Raw genomic sequence first — 23,269 nt, 5'->3', positions numbered from 1 at the left:
CTTAACCTTCCAGTTCTATCTTGGTCAGGCACTCACGCAAGACTGGGCCGTATTCTGTCTTGCCGGGGCAGACGAAGGTACAGAGCGCCAAATCTTCCTCATCCAGCTCCAGACAACCGAGCGCCTGGGCGCTGTCGATGTCACCGGAGACCAGATCCCGCAGCAGCAGGGTCGGCAGGATGTCGAGCGGCATCACGCGCTCATAGTTGCCGATAGGCACCATGGAGCGATCACTACCGTTGGTGGTGGTAGTGAAGTTGATGAGTTTGCCCTTCATCAGATGAGAGAGGGTGGTACGGGTGATGGAGAACTTGCTGGCGCTGGGATTGACCCAACCCAGGAACTCTTTCTCACGTCCCTCGCCCAGCACGCTCACCTGATTGTGGTAACGACCCAGGTAGTCATGCACCCCTTCGGCCTTGGCACCACTCAGGATGGAACCGGAAATGACACGGTTTTCATCCGCACGCAGCTCGTTGTTGGTCAGCTGGCTGATGCAGGCGCCCATGCGGGTGCGCAGCAGGCGTGGCTTGACCACGTTCGGACCGGCCAGGGAGATCACCTTGTCGGTGAAGATCTGGCCAGTGGTGAACAGCTTGCCGTAAGCGATGACATCCTGATAGTTGATGTACCACTGCACCTTCTTGGCGCTGACCGGATCCAGGAAGTGGATGTGGGTACCAGGCAGACCGGCAGGGTGCGGGCCGACGAACACTTCCTCTTTGACTTGCGCCAGGGCAGCGTGCGGCAGGCTGGCCTCGCCCTTGCAGACATGGACTGCGCCATCGGTCAGGCGAGTCAATACCGCCAGACCATCGAGGAAAGCCTGAGCCTGTTCCTTGATGATGAGGTCGCTATTGGCGGCCAGCGGGTTGGTGTCCATCGCGGTGACGAAGATGGCGCGCGGGGTTGAGCCCACTGCCGGTACCTTGCTGAATGGGCGGGTACGCAACGCAGTCCATTGGCCTGACGCGACCAGGATCTCTTGCACCTTGCTGCGCGCGAGCTGTGCGAGCTCGGCAGACGCAAAGTGTTCAAAGGTCACCTGCTCGTCGGACCCATCGAGTTCGATGACGACAGATTGCAGAATGCGCTTGGCACCCCGGTTGATCTCAGAAACCACACCGGTGGCGGGGGCCGTGAATTTAACGCCGGGGTTCTTCTTATCTTCGAAGAGCTCCTGACCTTTAATGACGCGATCACCTACTTTGACGAACATAGTAGGTCGCATCCCCACGAACTCTTCGCCGAGTGTAGCAACACGGGTGATGGCCGGGCCATCGTAGATTACTTGCTCCGGAGCACCCAGCACGGGGATGTCCAGTCCTCTTTTAATTGTAATCATACTCACTTGCACTACCGTTAAGGGAAGACAGGTTGGTTAGCGCCGAGAAATACATCACGACGAGTTGTTGAATGAGCCCGTTCATGTTGCGAAAAAATGTCGAAGAAACAAACAAATCAGCAACATACAGGGTCATTCAAAAGCGCCTGAGTTTAGCACTTATGGCAAGTTTACTGCCATGCAAAATGGGGAAAATCCCCGCTCTATCACAAAATCATCGAAATTTAATCACGCCGATTTCTTCACTAAACCTCAGGATTTGCCTCGAGTTAGCCATTAATACCTCAAAATAGGTAATGGCGTTTATGTTCGAAAATAGATTAGAAATTTTGATGTCTGGGCGGGAGAGCGACGCCACGAGCCAGGACTCGGGGCGCCGCCAAAAAACGTTTATTAATTGTTAACTAATCGAGGATTGAGTAATCAACTCGTCAATAGCATTAGGCCGGGCCATTCTTGCTGACGCAACTCGGGGTCGTCGGCGCCTGTTCCCGTTGCTGCCACTCCTGCTCCGTATAGGTATGCAGCGCCAGTGCATGAATGGCACCCGCCAGCTCGTCGGCCAGCACCCCATTGACCTGGCGATGGCGGGCCAGCAGTCGCTGGCCCTCGAAGGCCTGACTCACCACCACCACCTTGAAATGGCTCTCTGAGCCCGGCGCAACCCTGTGCATGTAGCTTTCGTTGATCACCTCCAGGTGGCTGGGGGACAAGGCAGCGGCCAGCTTGGCCTCGATCTGTTGTTGCATGGTCACGAGCAAAACTCCCAAAATGGATGTCCGGCCATTGTAGCCAGGGTTGGCGGTATGACGAAATCGTCCGGCACGGGAAAAGGGGCGCGGTTTTGCCCCTCGCCCGGTGCCGCCGGGCTGGTGAAATTCTCCGCCCCCGCTAGAATAGCGCCACTTTGCGCCCCGCCGGCGCCTGTTTTATGAATCATCTGGACGCTTCGCTTATGCAAACCCTTCTCGACACGGCTCATTGTCGTCTGACCCTGTATCGCTATCCACGCCAGAGCCAGGATCCGTTGCAGGCCTGGGATGCGGCAGACGAGTACCTGATCAATACCCTGGCAGAGGCGCCACTCGAGCAGACCGGCCCCGTCATCATCATGAACGACGGCTTCGGGGCCCTGGCCACCTACCTGCACGGCCATGCCCCCGTCTGTGTGAGCGACTCCCATATCAGCGAGCGGGCCACCCTGGCCAACCTCGCGGAGAACGGGCTGGATCCCCATGCCATCACGCTGCAGGATGCGCTGGCGCCATTGCCTGCGTCCCCCGCGCTGGTGGTGATCAAGGTCTCCAAGTATCAGGCACTGCTGGAACAGCAACTGCTGGCCCTGCGCCAGGTGGCAACCCCGGCCACCCGCATCCTCGCCGCCGGCAAGGCCAAGGACATTCACAGCTCCACTCTGGCGCTGTTTGAAAAATACCTGGGGCCGACCCGCACCTCGCTGGCCTGGAAGAAGGCACGCCTCATTCACTGCACCCCGGCCGGTACGCCCGCCGAACGCCCCGTGCTGGCCAATCCCTTCCCCACGGTCTGGCCGCTGGAGGGTACAGACATGCTCATCCACAACCATGCCAACGTGTTTTCGCGCACTAGCCTGGATATAGGCGCCCGCTTTATGCTGGACAACCTGCCGGTGCACAGTGCGCGCAAGGTGATCGATCTGGGTTGCGGCAACGGTGTGCTAGGGCTGGCGCTGCTGGCGCGGGATGCCGAGGTGGAGGTGACCTTCATCGACGAATCCCACATGGCGGTCGCCTCGGCGCGGCTCAACGTCGAACACAATCTGCCGGATGCCCTGCCCCGCGCCCGCTTCATGGTCAACAACTGTCTCGATGGGGTGGACGTCGGCTCGGCGGATCGGATCCTCTGCAACCCGCCCTTCCATCAGTTGCAGGCGATCACCGATCATATCGCCTGGCAGATGTTCAGCGATGCCCACCGGGTGTTGCCCCAGGGGGGCGAACTCTGGATAGTAGGCAACCGTCACCTGGATTATCACAACAAACTCAAGCGCCTGTTTGCCAATGCACAAGTCGTTGCGTCAAACAGCAAATTCGTTATTTTGAAAGCCATCAAACGCTAAACAGAAAGATAAAGGAAACCCATGATGAAAAAGTCACTCTTGCTGCTGGCCGCCCTGACGCTGGGTGGTTGTGCGACTCACTGGCCGGAAACCGCCCTGCTCAACCCGCAGGTTATTCCTTCCAATCAGCAGTACTACTCGGGCAACCGCATCACCCTGGAAGGGGTCGACAAGCGTGAAGCCGCCTACGTCTTCTCCATCAAGAAGAAAGAGAAGGCCGCCGTGCTGGTCAACAGCGAGCAGCCGCTCAACAACCTGCTGGCCGAGAAACTGGCCGAAGGCCTGCGCAGCCAGGGGCTGGAAGTGGGCAACAGCGGTACCACCAACCTGACCCTGGCCATCTCCAGCGCCGCGGTCACGGTGGAAGAGAAAACCTTCACCTATGTCACCAAGTCCCGCGTCAGCCTGCAGGTGATGGCCGACTTCCAGGGCAGCAAGCTGACCAAGCAGTTCAACATGTCCTCCAGCAAGGAAGGCCCGGGTGAACCGACCATGGCCGAGCTGGAATCCATCCTGAACCAGCAGCTGGGCAGCCTGCTGCAACAGATCATGGCGGACAATGCCCTGCGTGGTTATCTCAAGGGTCAGCCGAGCTGAGCGAGGAGAGTCAAATGAAAAAACTCTGGTTACTGGCCATGCTGATCGCCCCGCTGGCGTTCGCCGGCCCCAAGGTCAGGATGGAGACCAACCACGGCAACATAGTGGTGGAGCTGGCCTCCAAGCAGGCGCCGCAGACGGTGAAAAACTTCCTGCGCTACGTGGCGGACGGCAGCTATGACGGCAGCCTGTTCCACCGGGTGATCCAGGACTTCGTGGTGCAGGGGGGCGGCTATAACCAGCAGTTCCAGCAACTGCCGACCCTGGATCCCGTGGTCAACGAGTCCAAGGGCGGTCTGCCCAACAAGCGTGGCAGCATCGCCATGGCCCGCACCCAGGCCGTGGACAGCGCCACCCGCCAGTTCTACTTCAACCTGACCGACAACAACAACCTCAACGCCAATGCCGGCGCCGGTTATACCGTGTTCGGCCAGGTGGTGCAGGGCATGGAGGTGCTGGACAAGCTGGCCCAGGTGCAGACGGGTTACAGCTCCATCCTGCGCGCCAACGACGTGCCCACCAGCCCCATCATCCTGAAGAAGGTGGTGTTGCTGGCGGAGAAATAACGCGGGCCGGATCACATTCCGCCGCGTCTTTGCCCGGGTCACCGGCGTCCCTTTCTATACTCTGGCCTTGCCCCATGTTCCCGGGGTATGGCCCACATGAGGAGAAGGAGGTTCCGGTGACCTGCAACGAGTACCTAGCCCAACACACAGTCCCGCTGGCCCAGGCGGTTTGTCATTTTCTGGCACGAGAAATCCCCTATCAGCAGTTGGAAGACTTGAGCTGGCAGCTCCTCTCCCACTGGCAAGACTTGCCCCATATACCCGCAGATAAACAACCGGCCACCGACCGGGAAGGGGTGTTCTGGCACCTGCTGCACAGCCTGCATCAGTGGGATGAGCAGCAGATCATCGCCGACGTCTGGCTGCGCCTGCAGCTGATGGAATGTGCCAACTATCTGACCACAGAGGGCCCCTGCCCGCGCCACTGCATGGGTTCGCGCCCCTGAATCCAGACCCGCCACGCTCGGCTTGCCTTGGCTATCCCCCTCGAACCTGACAAAATGGCGCAATTTTCCCAGAGGAGTCAGGTATTTGAACACTGTCCGCACACCGAGCTGGCGAGACTCGCTCGCCGTCTACCTTGAGACTCGGGTCCTCATACTGTTTGCCATGGGTTTCTCGTCCGGCCTGCCTCTGCTGCTGGTGTTTGGCACCCTCTCGTTCTGGCTGCGCGAGGCCGATGTCAGCCTGACCGACATCGGCTACATGAGCTGGGTGGCGCTGGCCTATGGCTTCAAATGGCTGTGGTCGCCGCTGGTTGACCGGATGCCGCTGCCGCTGCTCTCCCGCTGGCTGGGGCGGCGCCGCAGCTGGATGTTGCTCTCCCAAGTGCTGATTGCCCTCTCGCTGGTGGGCATGGCCTATTGCGATCCCAAGACCCAGCTCGCCCAGCTCGCCCTGTTTGCCCTGCTGGTGGCGTTTTGCTCCGCGACGCAGGACATAGTCATCGATGCCTATCGTATCGAGTCGGCGCCGGAGCGGTTGCAGGCGGCCATGGCGGCCTCCTACATGACGGGTTACCGGCTGGCGATGATCATGGCCGGCGCGGGGGCACTGGCGCTAGCGGCCTGGCTCGGCAGCAACAGCGGCTATGACTACCGTGGCTGGCAACTCACCTATCTGCTGATGGCGGGGCTCATGTCCCTCGGCGTCATCACCACCCTGATCTGCCACGAACCGGACATAGATCTCGCCGGTCAGAACGATCAGCAGGAGGCGCGCAAGGCGCTGCTGCTCTCCCGTGGCTGGCCCACCTCGCTGGCCGGCATCGGCGCCTGGATCTACGAGGCCATCTGGTGTCCGTTTGCCGATTTCTTCCGCCGTTACGGCGGCTCGGCCATGCTGATCCTGGGGCTCATCGCCTGTTATCGCATCTCGGATGTGGTGATGGGGGTGATGTCCAACAGCTTCTACGTGGACCTGCAGTTCAGCAAGACGGAAGTGGCCACCATCACCAAGGTGTATGGCGTCATCATGACGCTGGTGGGGGCCGCCCTGGGGGGCGTGCTGGTGATGCGCTTTGGCACCCTGCGCATCCTGTTCCTCGGCGCCCTGCTCACCGCCAGTACCAATCTGCTGTTCGCCCTGCTCAATGAAGTGGGCCACAACCTGGAGCTGCTGACCCTGATCATCTCGGTCGACAACCTCAGCGCCGGCATAGCGACGGCCGCCTTCGTGACCTATCTGTCGAGCCTGACCAACGTGGCCTTCTCCGCCACCCAGTACGCCCTGTTCAGCTCCGTCATGCTGCTGATGCCCAAGCTGCTGGCGGGTTTCTCCGGGCGTTTTGTCGAACAGTTCGGCTACAGCACCTTCTTTATCGGCACCAGCCTGCTCGGCATTCCTGTGTTGATCCTGATCTTGCTGGTTGCCAAACGAGGAAGAGACTTGCTCTCGCAACAGGATAAATAGCAAGCGTTTGCGTGAAATTGGGGGTGATTAGATTCACACTTCCGAATAAAGTTCCCCGGCTCTTGTTTCTCCGATGAATTTATTTGGCTAGAATCCCTTCCGCTCCTTGTGGGCAGGCTACGGAAAACCTCAACTAACGCACAAGAGACCAATAAAATGGCCAAATTTACCAAGACTCTGATCGCTGCCGGTCTGCTGGCTGCTGCCGCCACCCCGGCCTTCGCTGCTGACTACAGTGGTGACATCCACAAGAACGATTACAAGTGGATGCAGTTCAACGTCATGCATACCATCGACCAACGTCCTTTCACCACTGGTGCAGAAGATTACAACGACACCTACTTCGAAATGGAATTTGGCGGTCGTTCCGGTCTGTTTGACCTGTACGGTTACGTCGATGTGTTCGACATCTTCGATTCCCGTCACAGCGACAAGCACAAGGGTCAGAACCTCTTCATGAAGTTTGCGCCGCGTATGTCTCTGGATGCGCTGACTGGTAAAGATCTCTCCTTCGGCCCGGTGCAAGAGGTGTACATCGCCTCCCTGAACAACATCGGCGACAACCAGATGGAAAACATGATCGGTCTGGGTGCTGACGTACAGGTGCCTTGGTTCGGTAAAGTGGGTATGAACCTGTATGCCCGCCACGCCACCGAAAACCAGTTCTTCACCGAAGAAGAAGGTGAGTGGAACGGTTACTGGTTCGCCATGAACTGGTTCAAGCCTTTCTACACCTTCAGCAACGGCAGCTTCGTCTCCTACCAGGGCTACCTGGACTACGCTTTCGATCTGGACACCCACGACCGTGCCGACCGTACCAGCGACAACCTGGCGACCTTCCACGGTATCTACTGGCACTCTGACCGCTACGCTGTCGGTTACGGCCTGAAGTACTTCATGGATGCCTACGGCACCAAAGATGGCTCTACCGCCTACGACGGTACCCCCTGGAAGAGCTCTGGCTTCAGCCACTACTTCTCCGTTACCTACAAGTTCTGATAGAACGGGTAATGCAGATACAAAAAACCGGAGCAGCTGCTCCGGTTTTTTTATGGCTCTGTCATCGAACCTTTTACTGTTGCACAGCGTGGCGGTCGCACAAGGGGGAGGGCCGAACCCTCCCGCCCGTCATCAATCGCGGAAATTCTGGAACTGCATCGGCTGACCCAGCTCGGCACCACGTACCAGCGCCATGGCCTCCTGCAGATCGTCACGCTTCTTGCCGGTGACGCGCACTTCATCACCCTGAATGGCGACCTGCACCTTGATCTTGGAATCCTTGATCAGCTTCACCAGCTTCTTGGCGATCTCTTTCTCGATCCCCTGCTTGAACTTGACGTTCAGGTGGAAACGCTTGCCGGAGTGAACGCTGTCGCCCACGTCCATTGAGCTGTTCTCGATGTTGCGCTTGAGCAGGGCTGCGCGCAGGATCTCGACCATCTGCTTGAGCTGGAAGTCGGCATCAGCCTCCAGCTTCACTTCTTCCTTGTTCAGCTCGAAGCTGGCTTCAACACCACGAAAATCGAAACGGGTCGCCAGTTCACGATTGGCGTTATCGACGGCGTTCAACACCTCGTTCATTTTGACTTCAGAGACAATATCGAATGACGGCATGTCAGGGCTCCTCATGTTGCGCTATAAGGGGGCAAATCTACCAGAAAACCGGCAAATTTGCTGATTTCGATGGGGTTGCTCTGCTAGAATCCCCTGCGCACAGGAATGGCGAGACCCGTTAGTGTCCGCCACGCGACATCTTCACTTATCCCCGGCGGGCGGTTGACCGGAATGCAACCCCTACCTTGATTGAGTCTCTCCATGCCAAGCGGATTACAGAGTTCCCGACTGCCCTCCTCCCCCCAATGGTCACTGCTGGGCTGCGGCGCCCTGGGTGGCGTCTTCGCCTCCCTGCTGACTCTAAGCGGTCAACCTACCCGCGTCTTGCTGCGCGATCGTCACCGTTCGACCCTGCATCCCGGGATCGACTTCACCTCTCTGGAGGGCCATACCCAGCTGATCGCCATCGAACGCGGTTTCATCAGCCAGCCCGGCCAGATCAAGCGTCTGCTGGTGATGACCAAGGCTGGTCAGGTGGTGTCGGCCCTGACGCCGCTGGTGGGCAAGCTGGCGGCAGGCGTGCCCATAGTGCTGCTGCACAACGGCATGGGCATAGCCGAGCAGGTGGTCCAGCTGTTCCCCCATAACCCTGTCATCGCGGGTGTCACTAGCCATGGCGCCATGCAAAGCGGCCACTTCGTGTTCCGCCATACCGGCAAGGGTGAAACCTGGCTCGGCCCGGTCAATGAGGCTGCCAAGGCCCATGCCGCCCTGGCGGACGATCTCGGTGCAGCCCTCGGTCAGGCCGGTTGGGATGAGCAGATCCTGGCTCGCCAGTGGCAAAAACTCGCCATCAACTGCTCCATCAATCCGCTGACCGCGCTCTATAAACTCAAGAATGGTGAGCTGGCCGGCCCCCGCTTCGCCGATGTCCTGCAACAGATCTGCGTGGAAGTGGCGGACGTGATGCAGGCCGAAGGCCAGCCCACCAGCAGCGATGAGCTGCTGCGCCGCGCCATGACGGTGGTGGAGCTCACTGCCGACAATTACTCTTCCATGTATCAGGACATGGAGCTGGGTCGGGAGACCGAGATCGAGGCCATCACCGGCTTCCTGCTGGCCAGGGCCGCCCGGCACGGCATCGCAGTACCGGTCAATCAGGGCCTCTATCAGGCCATCAAAGAGAAGAGCTGAGCCCGGCGCGAGATCGCGGGCAACTAAGGAGTGCAGTATGACAGTGCTGGTATTGGTAGCCCCGGGCTCGGAAGAGATAGAGACGGTCGCCATCGTCGACACCCTGGTGCGCGCCCGCATCGAGGTGCTGCTCGCCTCCTGCTGTCCGGCCGGTCTGCGCCAGATCCGCGCCTCCCGCGGGGTGCAGCTGGTCGCAGATTGTCATCTCGACGAGCTGGCCAGCCGTGACTTCGAAGCCATAGTCGTGCCGGGCGGTTTGCCCGGCAGCGAAGCGATCCGCGATACGCCGCTCGCCATCGACCTGCTCAGGGAGCAGGCGACGCTCGGCCGCTGGCGGGCAGCCATTTGCGCCGCCCCCGCCGTGGTGCTGCAACACCACGATCTGCTGGGGGATGCCAGCGTCACCTGTCATCCGGGCTTTCAAGCAAGCCTGCCAGCCACACACTTGAGTAAGGCGCGGGTCGTGACGGATGAGGCTCATCGCCTGATCACCAGCCAGGGGCCGGGCACCGCCATCGAATTTGCCCTCGAAATCGTGCGGGTGCTGCGCGGGGACGATACCGCCCTCGCGGTGGCCGGCCCCATGGTGATGCCCCCTTCTGTCATGCCATGACCCCTGTTGCCATCGCGGGGATGCCCTCTCGTCATGACAGAGCGCCCCTTGCCAGCCGGCAAGGGGCGCTCTGCTATTGGCCGGGCGCAACTCGGACTGCCCCCTTGCTCGCTAGCTCAGCAACTCGGGTCTGAGCTGCTCCATCAGCAGGTGGTTGTCACTGTAATCCACCGGTATGGCCACCACAGCAGGCCCGCTCACCGCCATGGCGGCGCGCAGGGTCGACCGTAGATCCTCGGCGCTGGTGACCGCAAACCCGGCCGCCCCGAAGGACTCGGCATAGGCCTTGAAGTTGATGGGCCCAAAGCTCACCCCCGAGCTGCGGCGGTATTTTTTCTCCTCCTGCATCGCCACCATGTTGTAGCCGTTATCGACCCAGATGATGTGCACTATGTTGGACTTGAGCCGCACCGCCGTCTCCAGCTCCATGCTCGACTGCATGAAACTGCCATCGCCGGACACCGAGATGATCTTCTCCCCCGGCCGCACCATAGCCGCACCTATGGCCCAGGGCAGCGCCACCCCCATGGTCTGCTGACCGTTGGAGATGAGCACCTGGCGCGCCCGGAAGCTGTAGAGGTAGCGGGCAATCCAGATGTGGAAGCTGCCCATGTCCACGCACAGGGTCATGTCCTGCCCTATGATGTCCTGCAGCTCCTTGACGATGCGCAGCGGATGAATGGGCATGCCCCCCAGATGCTGGGCATGCTGGGTCAACTGATGGCGCTGGGCCCGGATCTCCCCGAGCAGGGCGGCGATGGCGGGATCCCGTGCCAGCGGCTGGTTCAACATCTTGGTCAAGCAATAGAGATTGGCGCTGATGGAGCCCACCAGCTCCACCGCCGGGCAGTAGCTGCTGTCGATCTCCGCCGGCAGGGCATCTATGTGCAGCAGTTGCCGCTCCCCCGTGCCGTTCCACAGCACAGGGTCATATTCGATGGGGCTGTAACCGATGCAGATCACCAGATCAGCCCCCTGCAGCAACCTGTCCCCCGGCTGGTTGTTGAACAGCCCCACCCGACCAGCAAAGTCATCGAAATGGTGGGTATCCACCACGCCGGCCGCCTGATAGGTGCCCGTCACCGGCAACCGGCTCTTGTCCAAAAAGGCGCGCACCGCGAGGGAGTTTTCCGGCCGGCTGGCCAGCAGGCCGAGCAGCACCACCGGCTTGCGGGCTTGCGCCAGCAGGCTCAGCGCCCTGTCGATGCCCGCCTCATCGGCGGCACCGGGTTCGGGAATGGCTCTGGGCACCAGGATGGCACCATCGGTCGGCTCGTTGATGATGTCCATGGGCAGGCTGACGAAGGCGGCACCAGGGCGACCCAGCTCGGCGGACCGAAAGGCGTTGGCCATCACCTCTGAAAGGGCGGATCCTGTGCCCACTTGGGCGCTGAACTTGGTGACGGGGCGGCACAGGCTGACGGTGTCCAGGCTCTGGTGAGTGAGCTTGAGCCCGTCGGCCCGTCGCACCGCGCCCCCCAGCGCCACCATGGCATCCCCTTCCGAGGTGGCGGTCGCGAGGCCGGTGATGAGGTTGGCGCAACCCGGGCCCGAGGTCACCAGCGCCACCCCGGCCTTGCCGGTCAGCCGGCCCACGGCGGCGGCCATGAAGGCGGCGTTCGCCTCGTGGCGCACCACTATGGTGTCGATGGGGGAGTCTTCCAGCGCATCGAACACCCTGTCTATCTTGGCCCCCGGAATACCGAATACCTGCTTGACGCCCTGTGCCTCCAGGTGGCGCACCACCAGTTCGGCCCCACAGCCCCAGTGTTGATTTTCCATGAGAATAACTCCTTGTAAGCGAAGGGATTAGCCTTCGGCAGCGCGGATGGCGCGGTCCAGATCGGCGGGATTGAGGTCGGCCTGTTGAAAGGCAGGGTTGCGTGGCAGTTCTATGTTGAGGTGCTGAACCACAGACAACTGCAGCTGGCCGTGGCCCATGGCGTAGTCGAGGATGTGACCACCGCCCTGGCGATCCTGGGTGATGAAGTGCTCGTGATAGCCGGCCACATTGATCCCCTGCACGAAGGGCGGGCAGCGAAAGCCGACCAGGGTGCCGCGCCGCTGGCTGAACGAAAACAGCGGCTGGGCCTCTATGGCTTCCAGCATGGGCTTGTAGGGCGGGGTCTGGCAGGGCACGGTACGCACCTGCGCCTGTTCAAACAGGCCGTCGAGGCGAAAGGCGACGAAGACGTTGTCGGTGCCCACCAGCTGATCGATCCATTGATGGATCTCGTCGCGGCTGAGGGGGTGATCGAAGCGGCGCTCCAGGCAGGGGCGAAAATGCGTCATCACCGCAAACGGGGTTTTCTGACCTGCTTGGGCCGGACGGGCCGAGCCGTCGGCCTTGAGCTGGTGGATCTGGCGCTCGAACGCAATCAGCTCGCCATCGAGCCGGTTGAAGGTGCCAAGGCCGAAGTCGCCGTGGCGCAGCAGATCGGCCATGGTGGTCTCGCCCTCATAGACGCCGGCCAGCAGGGCACTCATCAAGGAGCTCTGATAGACCTCGCCGCCCCCCTGACGGGCCTGCCAGCGGGCAAACTGCTGGCTGATCTCGATGGCACAGTCACACTGTGTATAGGTTTCCATTTGGATTTAACCTCCAATCCTGTTAGGTTGGCAAATTAGGATTCAATAGTGACCAAGATCACAGTTTGATACCAATATCCAAACCCATCAGCTTCGAGACGTACCAGATATGGAATTTCGTTACCTGCGCTACCTGGTAGCCGTGGCAGAGAAGCAGAGCTTTACCAAGGCGGCCGAGGCGCTGGGCATGGCCCAGCCCCCCCTCAGCCAGCAGATCCGCAAATTTGAACAGGAAGTGGGCACGCCGCTGTTTCACCGGCTGACCCGCAGCGTGGAGCTGACCGAGGCGGGACTGAGCCTCTATCAGGATGCCAAGGGGATACTGTCGCAAACCGAGCAGGCCATGCAGAAGGCCAGGCGTATCGCCCGTGGTCAGCTCGGTTCGCTGCGCCTCGGCTTTGCCGGCTCCACAGTGCTGCACCCGAGCGTGCTGCGGCTCATCCACGACTTTCGCCAGGCCTGGCCCGAGGTGAGCCTGCATCCCATCGAGAACAGCATGCCCAACCTGGTGCGCGATCTGGTGAGCGAGGAGCTGGATGCCGCCATCCTGCGCCTGCCCTGCAGCAGCAGCTCGGCACTGACCCACCACCTCATCGATGAGGAGGAAATGCTGATCGCCCTCCCCCCACACCATTCACTGGCCGGCAGTGGCGCCATCGCCATCGAGGCCCTGACGGCGGACCCCTTCATCCTGTTCCCGCGCGAGCTCGGACCCGGGCTGCACGACGCCATCACCCAGCGCTGCCAGCGGGCCGGCTTCAGCCCCCGCCTCGGCAGCCAGAGCCCGCAGGTGATCTCCACCGTCGGCATGGTGCAGGCCGGTTTCGGGGTCGCCATCATCCCACGCTCGGTGAGCGAGCTGCACCCCCACGGCGTCAGCTATCACCCCATCGCCGATGAACCGCTCACCACCCGCATCAGCCTCGCCACCCGTCGCCATCCCCGCCAGAAAAGCCTGCAGCACCTGATTGGGCTGATCCCTGGCCATCATTGAAAGACAAACAAAAAACCCCATCGGCATGAGCTGATGGGGCATTGGTGCCGCATTACATAGCGTACAAATATTGGTCTACTTAATAATTCAGCTCACCTTTATCGCCGGTTGAGATGAAACAGAATCGTTATTCAGACACAGGATTCACATCGGTGACGGGTTGGGCAGCACGATAAGCATCCATGATGGGAGCCCAGTCCATTCCACTGGGGGTTGGGTACTTTTGATAGGCTGCACCATATTTTTGATAAAACTCGTCAAACCCGTATTGCTTGCTCAAGGGAACTCGCTTGTCATAATAATCATCGGTTACTTCATGGGCTAAACCCCTAACAAGCAGAATGTCTGGTTTGACGTTGTATTGTGTCAGGAACACCTCGACATAACCGCCCGGAGCCATCCCTACGGCAATGACATTACGCTGCGTTTCTTCGCGTTTTTTGCCATTTGAGATGAAGTAACGCTGGGCCATCTGAGTGCCAATGTCTACAGGTAGTTTCAGGGTAATACCATAGCGCTTTTTATCATGGTACGAGACCCACTCTATTTGTACTTCATTGGGTATCGGTTGATTTTCAGCACTCCTTCCCTTGCCGATGGTCCAACTGTAGTCTTTGTCCCTCAATGACTCCTTGCTAACCGATGATACCGCCCCATTTGATGAGCCATGAATAGGTTTTCCATCTCGATAAAAATTGGCTTTGCTGCTCCAAATTTCATCCGCATTGGTACCCACCATATAACGCCAGTCCATAGTGTTTTGGCTATTGGCTATACCTTTGCTGCTGCACCCAAGTAGAGCCATAACCAGTAGTGACAAGCCGATCCAACGGAATTTCATTATCCCCCCTCCTGGTTAGTGTAAATATGACGCGCTTCTTTGCCTCGGTGGTGATGTGACCTATTCACCAATCCTGTATCAGCGCTGTGATGAAGATATTCAAAACGCAGTTGGCGGTAGGCCTCAGCATCGAGTTGCTTAGTTAAATCCTTGGACACCCCCCGCTCTTTGGCGGCATTGACCCAGAGCATATCAAGTTTGGCCAGATCGGTACGAGGGAGTTTAGGTGCACCACTTTCCAACATGAGCGCTCGTTCATCTGGTTTCCATGTGATAAATGGCACTCCAACATCCTGAGCAGCTGTGACCATCATGTGAAGTGGAATGCGTGAGTATTCACCTTCGACTACGCGATTGAGCAGCACTTCAACCTCGACACTCATTTTATCTGTCTTGGGATGTCGGCTGCTCCTCACTCGCAAGCTGACCTTATTCCTCACCGGAGCACTCGCCACATTAGGTAAGTCAACAACCTCGTTACCCCACCCCTTTACCACCTGCTCTTCGGCATACTGCCTAGCTCGTCGATAGGCGCTGCTATCTTTAGGGTCATATGTCATAGCAGATGCTTCACTTCTACAAATCTTGATGGAGACTTGCTCTGTAATCGCGGGATCGCTATTGGGATTGCTCAAACTCCATCGGCTGTAGTAACCACCACCCACATCAGAGTGAGATCCTGGAATGAGCACCTCAGTAAAATTGGGTGCAATCTGGTTACCAGCAACATCATCAGTGATCCGGGTCAAGGCAAAGAAATAGCGCCACTCATCGGCTGCAATGAGATGGACTACCCGTTCGGCACAGTCGGGGGCTAACGTTACGTTTCGCTTATTGAACATTGCAGTACAAACGGTATCGAACAAGCCGACAAATTTAATACGGCAATCCTCACGATTAGCCCAGTCAAAGCCTGCTTTTAGCTTGATGGTACTCTTATTTCTGATAGCGTCAGCCAAGAGATGGTTTGCTTGTTGATCGAGCATGTTGACAAATTGCCGAGCAGCCGAGGCACCTCGGCTAAAACCAAATACATCAAAGTTGATCTTGTGAATACAGTCGAGGGTATTGAGCGTTGGGCCTAATTGTAGTTTGAGTTCCTCGACAATCTTGGTTTTACAGGCCTTCTCAACTTTGGCCAGACTTGAGGTGCTCCCAGTATCGGCACCCTGTCCAGCTCCGGTGTCACCATCCCCATCCTCAGTGCCGATGCCATCAATATAAACCGCAACACTAAGAGCACCTTTATTGCGGCGAATGTATAAATCATGGGCCTTACCAATATTGGTAACATCATTTGCTTGGCTTGCAACCTTTAGAGGGACATCCCCCGCCTCGCACTGTTTGCGCAGTGCTTCTCGTTCTTCAGGAGCAGCGCATTGTTCCAAAAATGTCTCTATTCCATCCTTGCCAATCAAATGGTTAAAGGTGTTGTTCGAGGTACCATCGAAGAAGACACCAATCCGCAAGATATTGATCTGATAGCCCTTCACCTCAATCACATAGGAGTGCTTGGTGAAAAAGCGGGGAGGCTGAGCCTGTTCTGCCTGATGTCCTCCTGGTAGTGGCTGCTCTGGTTCAGTGAGGCAAAGGTCGCCTGAGGTCACCTTGATGTGCTCTCGTTTGACGTCGCAGTGCCCGAAGAGCTTGTCTGTATAGGCGGGTACCTGTGTGACCTCACCCTCCTTGAGGGCCTCACGGGATTGCGCCGCCTTGAGCCAGGCTGGCGTCTCGATTTTTACTGTCACCGGGCCAACTGCAAAACCTCGTACCAGGGTGGGTCCATCCTTCAGGGTGACCGTCTCTGACTTGCCTGTTTCGTCAGTCAAAGTCGCCTTGAGCCCCTTGAACGAACAGTTGTGCTCATCACGAACGTCTATCTCTATCCAGTTATCATAACGTTCGCAAGGGATACAGTGGGGATCTGCCGCCATCAGGATACTCCTGTCAATTCGTGATGTTTGTTCAGCCAGTTGGCTACCTGAACCAGCTCATCGTCGGTCAGCATCAAAGGCACCCGTATCTCTTCAAGAGCCAGATTGGCCTGCAAGGTCAAGACGCCAGCCACCACACCATCGCGCACATCCTCTTGCAGCCCATCCTGATTGGCCTGTTTGAGGGTGGGTAAAATGGTCCCGGCCGGGTCGGGATGACGCTCCATCATAGCCGTCATGGTCTGCCATAACCGCCGCCGCAAGATGTAGGCATGACGGTTCTCGTCGTAGAGTCCAGCCAGGTGATGAGGCCGGATATGAAACCAGGGGCTTTGCAATGCGGGTTGGAACCGGGCATGAGGCGTGCGAGAGAAGGCCTTGCCATGGATCCAGAGCCCGGAACAGGGCCCCAGCACACTATCGCGTTCATCAGGGGTCATGGCGCTGAGCATAGGCAGGAAAATGCGTGGGTCAGAGAAACGAAACCAGACAGCTTCTCCCTCGCGTATCGCTTCTATCAGGCTCTGCCAATGGCGACGGATCAGCTCCACTGATTGATCGCTGATCAGGTAGAAGCCGCTCAGGGCAGGATTGGCAGTCATGAACTCAGTGGAAGGCGCAGGTAGCAACCAGGGCCCCAACGCAGACTGCTCATCGAAAGCGGTACCGGCAAAAAGTGGATTGGCATTCTCTCCATCATAGGTATAGAAATCCGCCACGGCTGACACCGCCAGGGCTCCATCGATGACGGCATATATTTCACCCGCTTGCTTGCCAGCGAGCCAATCAGATAACGTCATAATACGGAAACCTCAATCAGTCGCTTGATCCTGCTGCGGTTGTCCGATGCATTGTCAGAGGTTGGAATCGTATTGAGCAAGGTGTCGAAATCTCCGCTCATGGAGGAAACCACCCGATCGACCCTGAGTCTGGTCTGGGTCGGAAACAGCATTTCCGCTTCCCCCTTGAAGTGCGCAGCGTCTCCCAGCAGACGGCCACCATGACCGGCGGGCAGGCGGATCCTCAACAAGGTATCGTTGACCCAGGCCTTGTCCGGTGAGGTACTCATGAATCCTGGCTCAACAACGATATTGCCCACCCCGGTAAACTGATCTTTCAGGGTTGCGAGCTCCGGTTTGTCCAGCGCCAACCCCCGGTACACGAAGTACAAATCGGGTGAGGCCGGCAATTTCGCCAGACCAGCCTCCACATCGGCAACATAGGCCTTCATTGCCTGGTCGAACTCACTCCTGGATGTCGGTTCATCATTCAAATAACTGCGGCTAAGCAGGGTATCGACGGCCTCTTGCTGCTTGTAGGGGCGATCCCGCAAATAGTTATTGAGCAGCGTGTATCCCTGCGCCGAATAGTATCTGAGCGCTTCATCCGCTTTGGATATCTCTACCGTCGCCCACTTCTTTGCCGGCTTTTTGCCCTCCCCTTTGGCCGCAACGGGTGGTGGCGGCGGTGGCATCGATGGCCCTCCGGCAAGCTGGGGTGGGGCGGGTGGTGGCACTGGTGGTCCCCCGGCAAACTGGGGTGGGGCGGGTGGTGGTGGCGCGAGCGGACAAGGCTTGGCCAGCGGCGCCATGGACTCCATGCTCTTGTGAATGGCTGGAGCAGGCAAGGTTGCCGGAGGTGGTGCTGGCACCTCAACATTGCCCGGCAGGATGGGCGACTTGCCTGCCCATCCGGAGCCAGAGCCCGGACTACCACCCGAGTTCATCTTGATGGAGCCACCACTGAGGGTCACGCCACCAGCATCAATCTTCACAAAGCTGCCACCCACTTTCAGGGTCAGCTCGGCGCCCGCTTCCATCACGATTTTCATGCCCGCCTTGTGATGCACTTCGCTGCCCGCCTCAACCAAGAGGGACTGCCCCAGCTTCTGGTGCATGCTGGCATCGACAGTGAGGGAATAGTCCGCCTTGATCTGGTCGCGCTTCTCACCTTCCACGCTCAAGTGGTCGTTGGCTTTGATGCGAGTCACCCGCTCATTGTCGATGTCGGTGTGCTGGTCGTGCTTGATGTGCCACGCAGCGTCATTTTCGATCAGGACATTGAGGTCTTTCTGACCGTGGATGTAAATCTCTTCCTGCCCCACCTGGTCTTCAAAGCGCAGCTCGTTGAAGCCCTCCCCCTGGTGGGTCTCGGTGCGCAGCACGGTGCGGGTCTTGTTGGCCGGCAACTCGTAGGGTGGCCGGTTGGTGGCGTGGAAGGTGCGGCCGGTGACGATAGGCTGGTCGGGGTCCCCCTCCAGAAAAGAGACGATAACTTCATGGCCGATGCGCGGGATGGCCATCATGCCATATTGGCCGCCGGCCCAGCCCTGACTGACCCGTACCCAGCAGGAGCTCTGGTCGTTGGAGCTGCCGTATCTGTCCCACGGGAACTGCAGCTTCACCCGGCCGTGCTCGTCGCAGTAAATCTCCTCCCCCTCGGGGCCTACCACTATGGCGATTTGCGGGCCGTCCACCATGAGCTTGTGAGGGGCCTGTGGGCTGCCGATGCGTGCCCGCCAGCTGGTGCTGGCTTTGACTACGCCAAATTCGTTGTGGTAGACGGTCGGGCCACTGCCGCCTTCTTCCTCCAGCGCCTGCGGCTGCAAGCCGGTGTGGCTGATGCGCACGACTTGCCAGTCGGTGTTCAGGCTGCCGTTCGGGTGCTCGGTCAGCGAAAAATACTGACCTGGCAGCAGGGCCGCACTGTTGGACTTGCCACTGCCGGCCACGGCATCATTGCGCAGCGCATCGAGTCGGTGCTGGGCAAATGCCTTGCCGCTGCCGTCCTGCTTGTAGCGGCCCGGGTAGTCGAAGTGCTGATAGGTGCCCCGCTGGTGTTCCAGCTCCGCTCCCACCTTCTTGTGCGAGAGGCCATAGGCCGGGGTCTTGAAGCTGTAGTCTTTGAGCTCCACATCGCTGGGGCGCACCGCCTCGCGGTAGTGGAACTGGCGCACATAGGCTCCCTGCTCCAGCGAACGGTTGCCGAGGTTGAAGAAGAGCGCGGGGCCGGCGGTCAATGCCGCCGCATCGTCGGCAAACACGACGCTGTGTTTGCCTGCGTCGAATTCGTGGAAGTAGAAGAGCCCCTCTTCGGCGGCGAGCCGGTTGACGAACGCGAGGTCAGTCTCCCGGTACTGCACGCAGTATTCCCGCTGGGCGTGCTCGTTTTTCAGCGCAAAGGCGTAGTCTGTAATGCCGTGCTCTTGCAACAGGACGGAGAGGATTTCGTCGGGCTTTTGCGCCTGAAAGATGCGCGAATTCTGGCGAAGGGAGAGCCGCCACAGGGCCGGCTGTACCATGAGCTGATAGCGGGTGCGGCGAAAGCCGCTGTCCCCTTGCACAAAATCACTCACGACACCGCACACCCGCCGCTGCAGCTCGCCCTTGTACCACACTATCAGCTCGCACGGCTGGTCCAGTACGGCACCGAAGTCGACGTCGGGCTCGGGGCTCGCCAATTCCAAGCGCAGCTGGAAAGGCCCGTTCAGCGCCTCTTCCAGCGCAAACTCGGCCACCACGAAGGTGCTCTCGGGCAGCGCCCCCACCTTGACGGTAAATTGTAATCCTGTGCTGTCTGCCATAACGCTGTTCCTTATCCTGCCTGTCCACTGCCCGAGCCAATCACAACGCCACCGCAACCGATGGCGGTACCGGTCACGGCGATGGGCTTGCCACTGCACCGCAAAGTGCACAGCACGGAGCCGACGCCCCCCGAGATGCTGCGCGGATGGGGAGGATTGTTGGGTTTGACATGAGGGGCCAGCGGATCACCCTGCCGAGCCACCGGTTTGCCATCGAGGAACACATCGGGGCTGGCGGCAATCACGGGGGATGGGTGAAGCCCATGGCGCCCAGTACCGATCTCACCGGGCAATGCAATAGTGGGACACATCACGACTGACCTCTGTTGTGCTTTGCAATAAGGTCGATGCCTTCAGCCATATGGCAAAACACAAAAGCTCCGACCACGTCCAGACGAACAGGCCGGAGAAAGTTTGCACGGGCCTGGCGACCACTGACACTGTGAACGCCAGAACCCTGGGGTGCATTACAAGGAATAACGTCAATAAGGACTCGGGGCTTAGGCCTCGATAGGTGCACGCCAGTCGTCAGAGCCGGAGGTGCCAGCCACTGTGTGTTCCCAGTCAATCTTACGATAGGCCAGAGAGACCTGGATCAGCTGGGTGAAGTCAGACTTCGCCGGATCCTGGCAGTGGGGCATCTGGCAGTCGATGTCGACTATGGTGGAGTCAGTCAGCACTGTGGAGAAGAAGTGCTCCTGCTTGCCTTCGACCGAGGTGCGGTACCATTTCAGGGTCACTTTCGGCAGCATTTCGCCGGAAGCCAGGGAGTTGTACATCAACGGCACGGCCTTGTTCAGAGCGACGGTGAACTTGAACGGCTTGTGGACGCGCTGGCCGGCAGGCTGACCGGATTGCGGATCGGTCGGCACGGTAACAACGTGTTGGAACTCTTGTACCAGCATCTCGTCTTCATGGCCCTGCACGAAGATATTGCCGACGGAATCGGAGGTGAAGGCACCGGCAGTGATATTGCCCTGGGTTTTACCTTCGATGCTGATATAACATGGAGTTGGCATGTGTATGCTCCTGATGGGTTGGTTAAATGAGATAGCACTCGACCAAACCATTAGCAGCGACCATGCCACTCTTTTTAGCCCTTACTTTTCAGCATCTTAAGTAAAACACCCAAGCAAACCTCACTCATGCAGCGCAATAAGTTGTGCGTTACCGGCCTTTACACCATAAATAGTTGCCCACTCAGTTGAATATTTTGCAGATCGCGCAACTACTTGCTCAATACCAATGAAATCACTGTTTCTCATCCACATTGGCAACCAGCGCCATCTCCACGTTCAACCTGACCATCCCCTGCTTCAGAGCCCATGAGATGGCCTGGCTCTTGCTGCTGGCCCCCAGCTTGCTCACCACATTGTTCAGGTGAAATGTCACGGTACGAGGGGTGATCCCCAATATCTGGGCAATATCGCTCACCTGCTTGCCCTCCGCAGCCCAGCGGCACACCTCCAGCTCCCGCAGACTCAGCGCATCGTGGGGTGACAGACCGGCCAGACAGACCCGGGCCACCGCCTCGAAAATATGCATGGAGAGCCAGCTGAGAAAGGGCACCGCAGAGAGCCACTGCGCCCTGGTGCGAGGTTCGCTGGTGATGAAAGAGAGCAGGCCCACATGGCCGTTGGCTCCGTGCCAGGGAAACGTCACGCCATCGCGAATGCCAAACTCGCTGGCCAGCTGCATCACCTCCCGGCCCTGCTCATCACCACTCTCTTCATCGCGTACCACATCGGCCCACAGAATGGGGGTGCTCTGGGTCATGCCGCGTTTGACGATGGGATCGATGGCAAAGAAACCGCTGGCCGTGTAGGTATCCACCCAGGCTTGCGGGCAACCGTTGAAGATGATGACGTCGGGACGTTGAATGGTACTGGGGAAGATCAGGCCGAGCCTGAAATGATCGAATCCCATGTGCGCGGTCAGTTCACGCAACAGGGTCACTATGGTGCGCTCATCAGCGGCCGTCTCAAACTGGGTGATGAGATCCAGCGCATGCAGGGTGTTCATTTCTAGGGTATGAGGATCGTGCACAAGGTAGGGTGGCCAAACATGGAAACGTACCGCATGTTAACAAGCGTCAACGGATGACACACTTGGACCTGTCACAAAATCGGAGATTGCCCACAGTTTATCCTGCAAATTCAGACATACCTGTATGAAAGCACCGTTGAAAGGGCACTGAGCACATAGCAAAAAGGCCATCCTTTCGGATGGCCTTTTTGGCTGAATAAATGGCGGAGGAGGTGGGATTTGAACCCACGGATGGTCGCCCATCGCCGGTTTTCAAGACCGGTGCATTCAGCCGCTCTGCCACCCCTCCGCGACAGTGCGGCGAATATTACCCATGGCGATCCGGCTTGTAAATCCCCTCGCGGTGCGTTTGCCGATTTATTGGGCTAAATGACGCATAAAGTCGACAAACGGGGCATGAGCAGCGCTTTTTCAACCAGATAACTTGACTTGAAAACAGACTCACCCACTATAGTGGCCATCACGAAATTTCCAGCAAGATGGACTTATGAGAATCAAACATGCCCTGCTTTGCGCCCTGACTGGCGCCACCCTGCTTGCGGCGCCGGTTCAGGCAAGCGAGCTGACCAAGAGCGATGTCGAGCAAATCGTGCGCGACTATCTGGTCAAGAATCCGGAGATCCTGGTCGAGATGTCCAATGCCCTGCGCGCCAAGCAGGAGAGCCAGCAGGCGGCCAACGACAAGAACCTGATCCAGGCGCATGCCAAGCAGCTCTATGCCAATCAGGATCCCGAGAGCGGCAACCCCAAGGGCAGCCTGACCGTGGTCGAGTTCTTCGATTACAACTGTGGTTACTGCAAGCGCGCCCATCCGCTGATCAAGCAGCTGCTGGGTGAAGACAAGGACATCCGCTACATCTACAAGCAGTTCCCCATCCTGAGCGAGACCTCCTACTTCGCCGCCCGTGCGGCGCTGGCGGTGCAGCTGGGTCAGCCTGACAAATACCAGGCCTTCCACGAGAAGCTGTACGCCCATCAGGGCCCGCTGTCCGATGAAGCCCAGGTGAAACAGCTGGCGGAAGCGGCCGGGGTGAACTGGAGCAAGGTCGAGGCCAAGATCAAGGACGGCAGCATAGATCAGAACCTCGGCACCAACCGGGCGCTGGCCGAAGCCATGAGCATCTCAGGCACACCGGCCTTCATCATAGGTGACCAGATACTGCGTGGCGCCCCTCGCGATCTGGCGAGCCTGAAAGGCTTCATCAAGGATGTGCGCGCGGGCAAGAGCATTCAGTAACCCAGCCCTTCGCCCATAAAAAACGCCCCGGCATTGCGATGCCGGGGCGTTTTGCCATTCAGGCTTCAGTCCCTCAGGCCTGATGGGCCGTCGCGAGGAGCTGTCAGCAAGGCGAAGAGCTGCGCAGGAACCGGAGTTTATATGAATAAATGAGGCTCCCGAGCAGC

At 58.7% G+C, this 23,269-nt stretch carries 22 protein-coding genes, 1 tRNA gene and 1 pseudogene; 10 read left to right on the top strand and 14 right to left on the bottom strand.

Annotated elements, in window-relative coordinates; genetic code table 11:
* Position 1 precedes the first annotated feature (1 nt).
* Positions 2–1,345 carry a Na(+)-translocating NADH-quinone reductase subunit A gene (locus AACQ95_RS17470; protein ID WP_241279196.1) on the bottom strand — a complete coding sequence of 448 codons (1,344 nt, stop codon included), beginning with the start codon at positions 1,343–1,345 and terminating at the stop codon, positions 2–4.
* A 440-nt stretch (positions 1,346–1,785) separates the two neighbouring features.
* A complete protein-coding gene (locus AACQ95_RS17465) occupies positions 1,786–2,094 on the bottom strand; it encodes a BolA family protein (protein WP_042867323.1) in 309 nt (102 codons plus the stop codon).
* Between the two features lie 206 nt (positions 2,095–2,300).
* On the opposite strand from AACQ95_RS17465, the gene AACQ95_RS17460 reads away from it, so the two are divergent.
* The 6 genes from AACQ95_RS17460 to AACQ95_RS17435 all read left to right on the top strand — a co-directional run bounded on the left by AACQ95_RS17460 (position 2,301) and on the right by AACQ95_RS17435 (position 7,516).
* Positions 2,301–3,443 (top strand): methyltransferase, encoded by a 1,143-nt coding sequence (locus AACQ95_RS17460; protein WP_241279195.1) that lies wholly within the window; start codon positions 2,301–2,303, stop codon positions 3,441–3,443.
* Between the two features lie 24 nt (positions 3,444–3,467).
* A complete protein-coding gene (locus AACQ95_RS17455; protein WP_043134428.1) occupies positions 3,468–4,040 on the top strand; it encodes a YajG family lipoprotein in 573 nt (190 codons plus the stop codon).
* 14 nt (positions 4,041–4,054) lie between these two features.
* Positions 4,055–4,606 carry a peptidylprolyl isomerase gene (locus tag AACQ95_RS17450; RefSeq protein WP_042867155.1) on the top strand — a complete coding sequence of 184 codons (552 nt, stop codon included), beginning with the start codon at positions 4,055–4,057 and terminating at the stop codon, positions 4,604–4,606.
* A 116-nt stretch (positions 4,607–4,722) separates the two neighbouring features.
* Positions 4,723–5,052, top strand: coding sequence for a hypothetical protein (locus AACQ95_RS17445; protein WP_241279194.1), 330 nt, complete (start codon positions 4,723–4,725; stop codon positions 5,050–5,052).
* An 85-nt stretch (positions 5,053–5,137) separates the two neighbouring features.
* Complete coding sequence (locus AACQ95_RS17440; RefSeq protein ID WP_098984787.1) at positions 5,138–6,517, top strand: AmpG family muropeptide MFS transporter; 1,380 nt, start codon at positions 5,138–5,140, stop codon at positions 6,515–6,517.
* A gap of 156 nt (positions 6,518–6,673) precedes the next feature.
* Positions 6,674–7,516 (top strand): nucleoside-specific channel-forming Tsx family protein, encoded by an 843-nt coding sequence (locus tag AACQ95_RS17435; RefSeq protein WP_043134423.1) that lies wholly within the window; start codon positions 6,674–6,676, stop codon positions 7,514–7,516.
* Positions 7,517–7,648: 132 nt separating this feature from the next.
* Here the strand turns inward: AACQ95_RS17435 and AACQ95_RS17430 are convergent, their stop codons facing one another.
* A complete protein-coding gene (locus AACQ95_RS17430) occupies positions 7,649–8,131 on the bottom strand; it encodes a YajQ family cyclic di-GMP-binding protein (protein ID WP_005311958.1) in 483 nt (160 codons plus the stop codon).
* Positions 8,132–8,332: 201 nt separating this feature from the next.
* Here AACQ95_RS17430 and AACQ95_RS17425 point away from each other — a divergent pair, with 201 nt between their 5' ends.
* Both AACQ95_RS17425 and AACQ95_RS17420 read left to right on the top strand, forming a co-directional pair.
* Positions 8,333–9,265, top strand: coding sequence for a ketopantoate reductase family protein (locus AACQ95_RS17425; RefSeq protein WP_241279193.1), 933 nt, complete (start codon positions 8,333–8,335; stop codon positions 9,263–9,265).
* 37 nt (positions 9,266–9,302) lie between these two features.
* The gene (locus AACQ95_RS17420; protein ID WP_241279192.1) at positions 9,303–9,878 is read left to right on the top strand and encodes a DJ-1 family glyoxalase III; all 576 of its coding nucleotides are present in this window, start codon (positions 9,303–9,305) and stop codon (positions 9,876–9,878) included.
* Between the two features lie 111 nt (positions 9,879–9,989).
* Here AACQ95_RS17420 and alsS read toward each other — a convergent pair whose 3' ends face one another.
* Positions 9,990–11,660, bottom strand: a complete 1,671-nt coding sequence (alsS, locus tag AACQ95_RS17415; RefSeq protein WP_043134416.1) for an acetolactate synthase AlsS — start codon at positions 11,658–11,660, stop codon at positions 9,990–9,992.
* Positions 11,661–11,687: 27 nt separating this feature from the next.
* Positions 11,688–12,467 (bottom strand): acetolactate decarboxylase, encoded by a 780-nt coding sequence (gene budA / locus AACQ95_RS17410; RefSeq protein WP_098984791.1) that lies wholly within the window; start codon positions 12,465–12,467, stop codon positions 11,688–11,690.
* 109 nt (positions 12,468–12,576) lie between these two features.
* Between budA and AACQ95_RS17405 the strand changes: the two genes are divergently transcribed.
* Positions 12,577–13,461 carry a LysR family transcriptional regulator gene (locus AACQ95_RS17405; protein ID WP_241279191.1) on the top strand — a complete coding sequence of 295 codons (885 nt, stop codon included), beginning with the start codon at positions 12,577–12,579 and terminating at the stop codon, positions 13,459–13,461.
* 127 nt (positions 13,462–13,588) lie between these two features.
* Here the strand turns inward: AACQ95_RS17405 and AACQ95_RS17400 are convergent, their stop codons facing one another.
* The 9 genes and pseudogenes from AACQ95_RS17400 to AACQ95_RS17360 all read right to left on the bottom strand — a co-directional run bounded on the left by AACQ95_RS17400 (position 13,589) and on the right by AACQ95_RS17360 (position 22,154).
* The gene (locus AACQ95_RS17400; protein ID WP_241279190.1) at positions 13,589–14,302 is read right to left on the bottom strand and encodes a DUF2931 family protein; all 714 of its coding nucleotides are present in this window, start codon (positions 14,300–14,302) and stop codon (positions 13,589–13,591) included.
* On the bottom strand, positions 14,302–16,236 hold the full coding sequence (locus AACQ95_RS17395; RefSeq protein WP_241279189.1) for a T6SS phospholipase effector Tle1-like catalytic domain-containing protein: 1,935 nt from the start codon (positions 16,234–16,236) through the stop codon (positions 14,302–14,304). Before AACQ95_RS17395 ends, AACQ95_RS17400 begins: the two co-directional genes overlap by 1 nt.
* A complete protein-coding gene (locus tag AACQ95_RS17390; RefSeq protein ID WP_241279188.1) occupies positions 16,236–17,036 on the bottom strand; it encodes a DUF4123 domain-containing protein in 801 nt (266 codons plus the stop codon). Before AACQ95_RS17390 ends, AACQ95_RS17395 begins: the two co-directional genes overlap by 1 nt.
* Positions 17,033–17,710 (bottom strand): ADP-ribosyltransferase, encoded by a 678-nt coding sequence (locus AACQ95_RS17385; protein ID WP_241279283.1) that lies wholly within the window; start codon positions 17,708–17,710, stop codon positions 17,033–17,035. Before AACQ95_RS17385 ends, AACQ95_RS17390 begins: the two co-directional genes overlap by 4 nt.
* Positions 17,711–17,812: 102 nt before the next feature.
* A pseudogene (locus AACQ95_RS17380) lies at positions 17,813–19,819 on the bottom strand (type VI secretion system Vgr family protein); the annotation flags it as partial.
* A gap of 11 nt (positions 19,820–19,830) precedes the next feature.
* On the bottom strand, positions 19,831–20,130 hold the full coding sequence (locus AACQ95_RS17375) for a PAAR domain-containing protein (protein ID WP_241279187.1): 300 nt from the start codon (positions 20,128–20,130) through the stop codon (positions 19,831–19,833).
* A gap of 189 nt (positions 20,131–20,319) precedes the next feature.
* Complete coding sequence (gene hcp1 / locus AACQ95_RS17370; RefSeq protein WP_042867131.1) at positions 20,320–20,838, bottom strand: type VI secretion system effector Hcp1; 519 nt, start codon at positions 20,836–20,838, stop codon at positions 20,320–20,322.
* A 232-nt stretch (positions 20,839–21,070) separates the two neighbouring features.
* Positions 21,071–21,841 carry a LuxR family transcriptional regulator gene (locus tag AACQ95_RS17365; protein WP_241279186.1) on the bottom strand — a complete coding sequence of 257 codons (771 nt, stop codon included), beginning with the start codon at positions 21,839–21,841 and terminating at the stop codon, positions 21,071–21,073.
* A gap of 225 nt (positions 21,842–22,066) precedes the next feature.
* A tRNA-Ser gene (locus AACQ95_RS17360) sits at positions 22,067–22,154 on the bottom strand.
* A gap of 198 nt (positions 22,155–22,352) precedes the next feature.
* On the opposite strand from AACQ95_RS17360, the gene AACQ95_RS17355 reads away from it, so the two are divergent.
* Positions 22,353–23,102 carry a DsbA family protein gene (locus AACQ95_RS17355; protein ID WP_241279185.1) on the top strand — a complete coding sequence of 250 codons (750 nt, stop codon included), beginning with the start codon at positions 22,353–22,355 and terminating at the stop codon, positions 23,100–23,102.
* Positions 23,103–23,269 lie beyond the last annotated feature (167 nt).

The sequence above is a fragment of the Aeromonas sp. MR19 genome (assembly GCF_963899305.1).
GTDB classification, from domain to species: domain Bacteria; phylum Pseudomonadota; class Gammaproteobacteria; order Enterobacterales; family Aeromonadaceae; genus Aeromonas; species Aeromonas bestiarum.
Note: the sequence above shows the minus strand (reverse complement) of the source record. Positions and strands in the feature narration are given on the sequence as shown.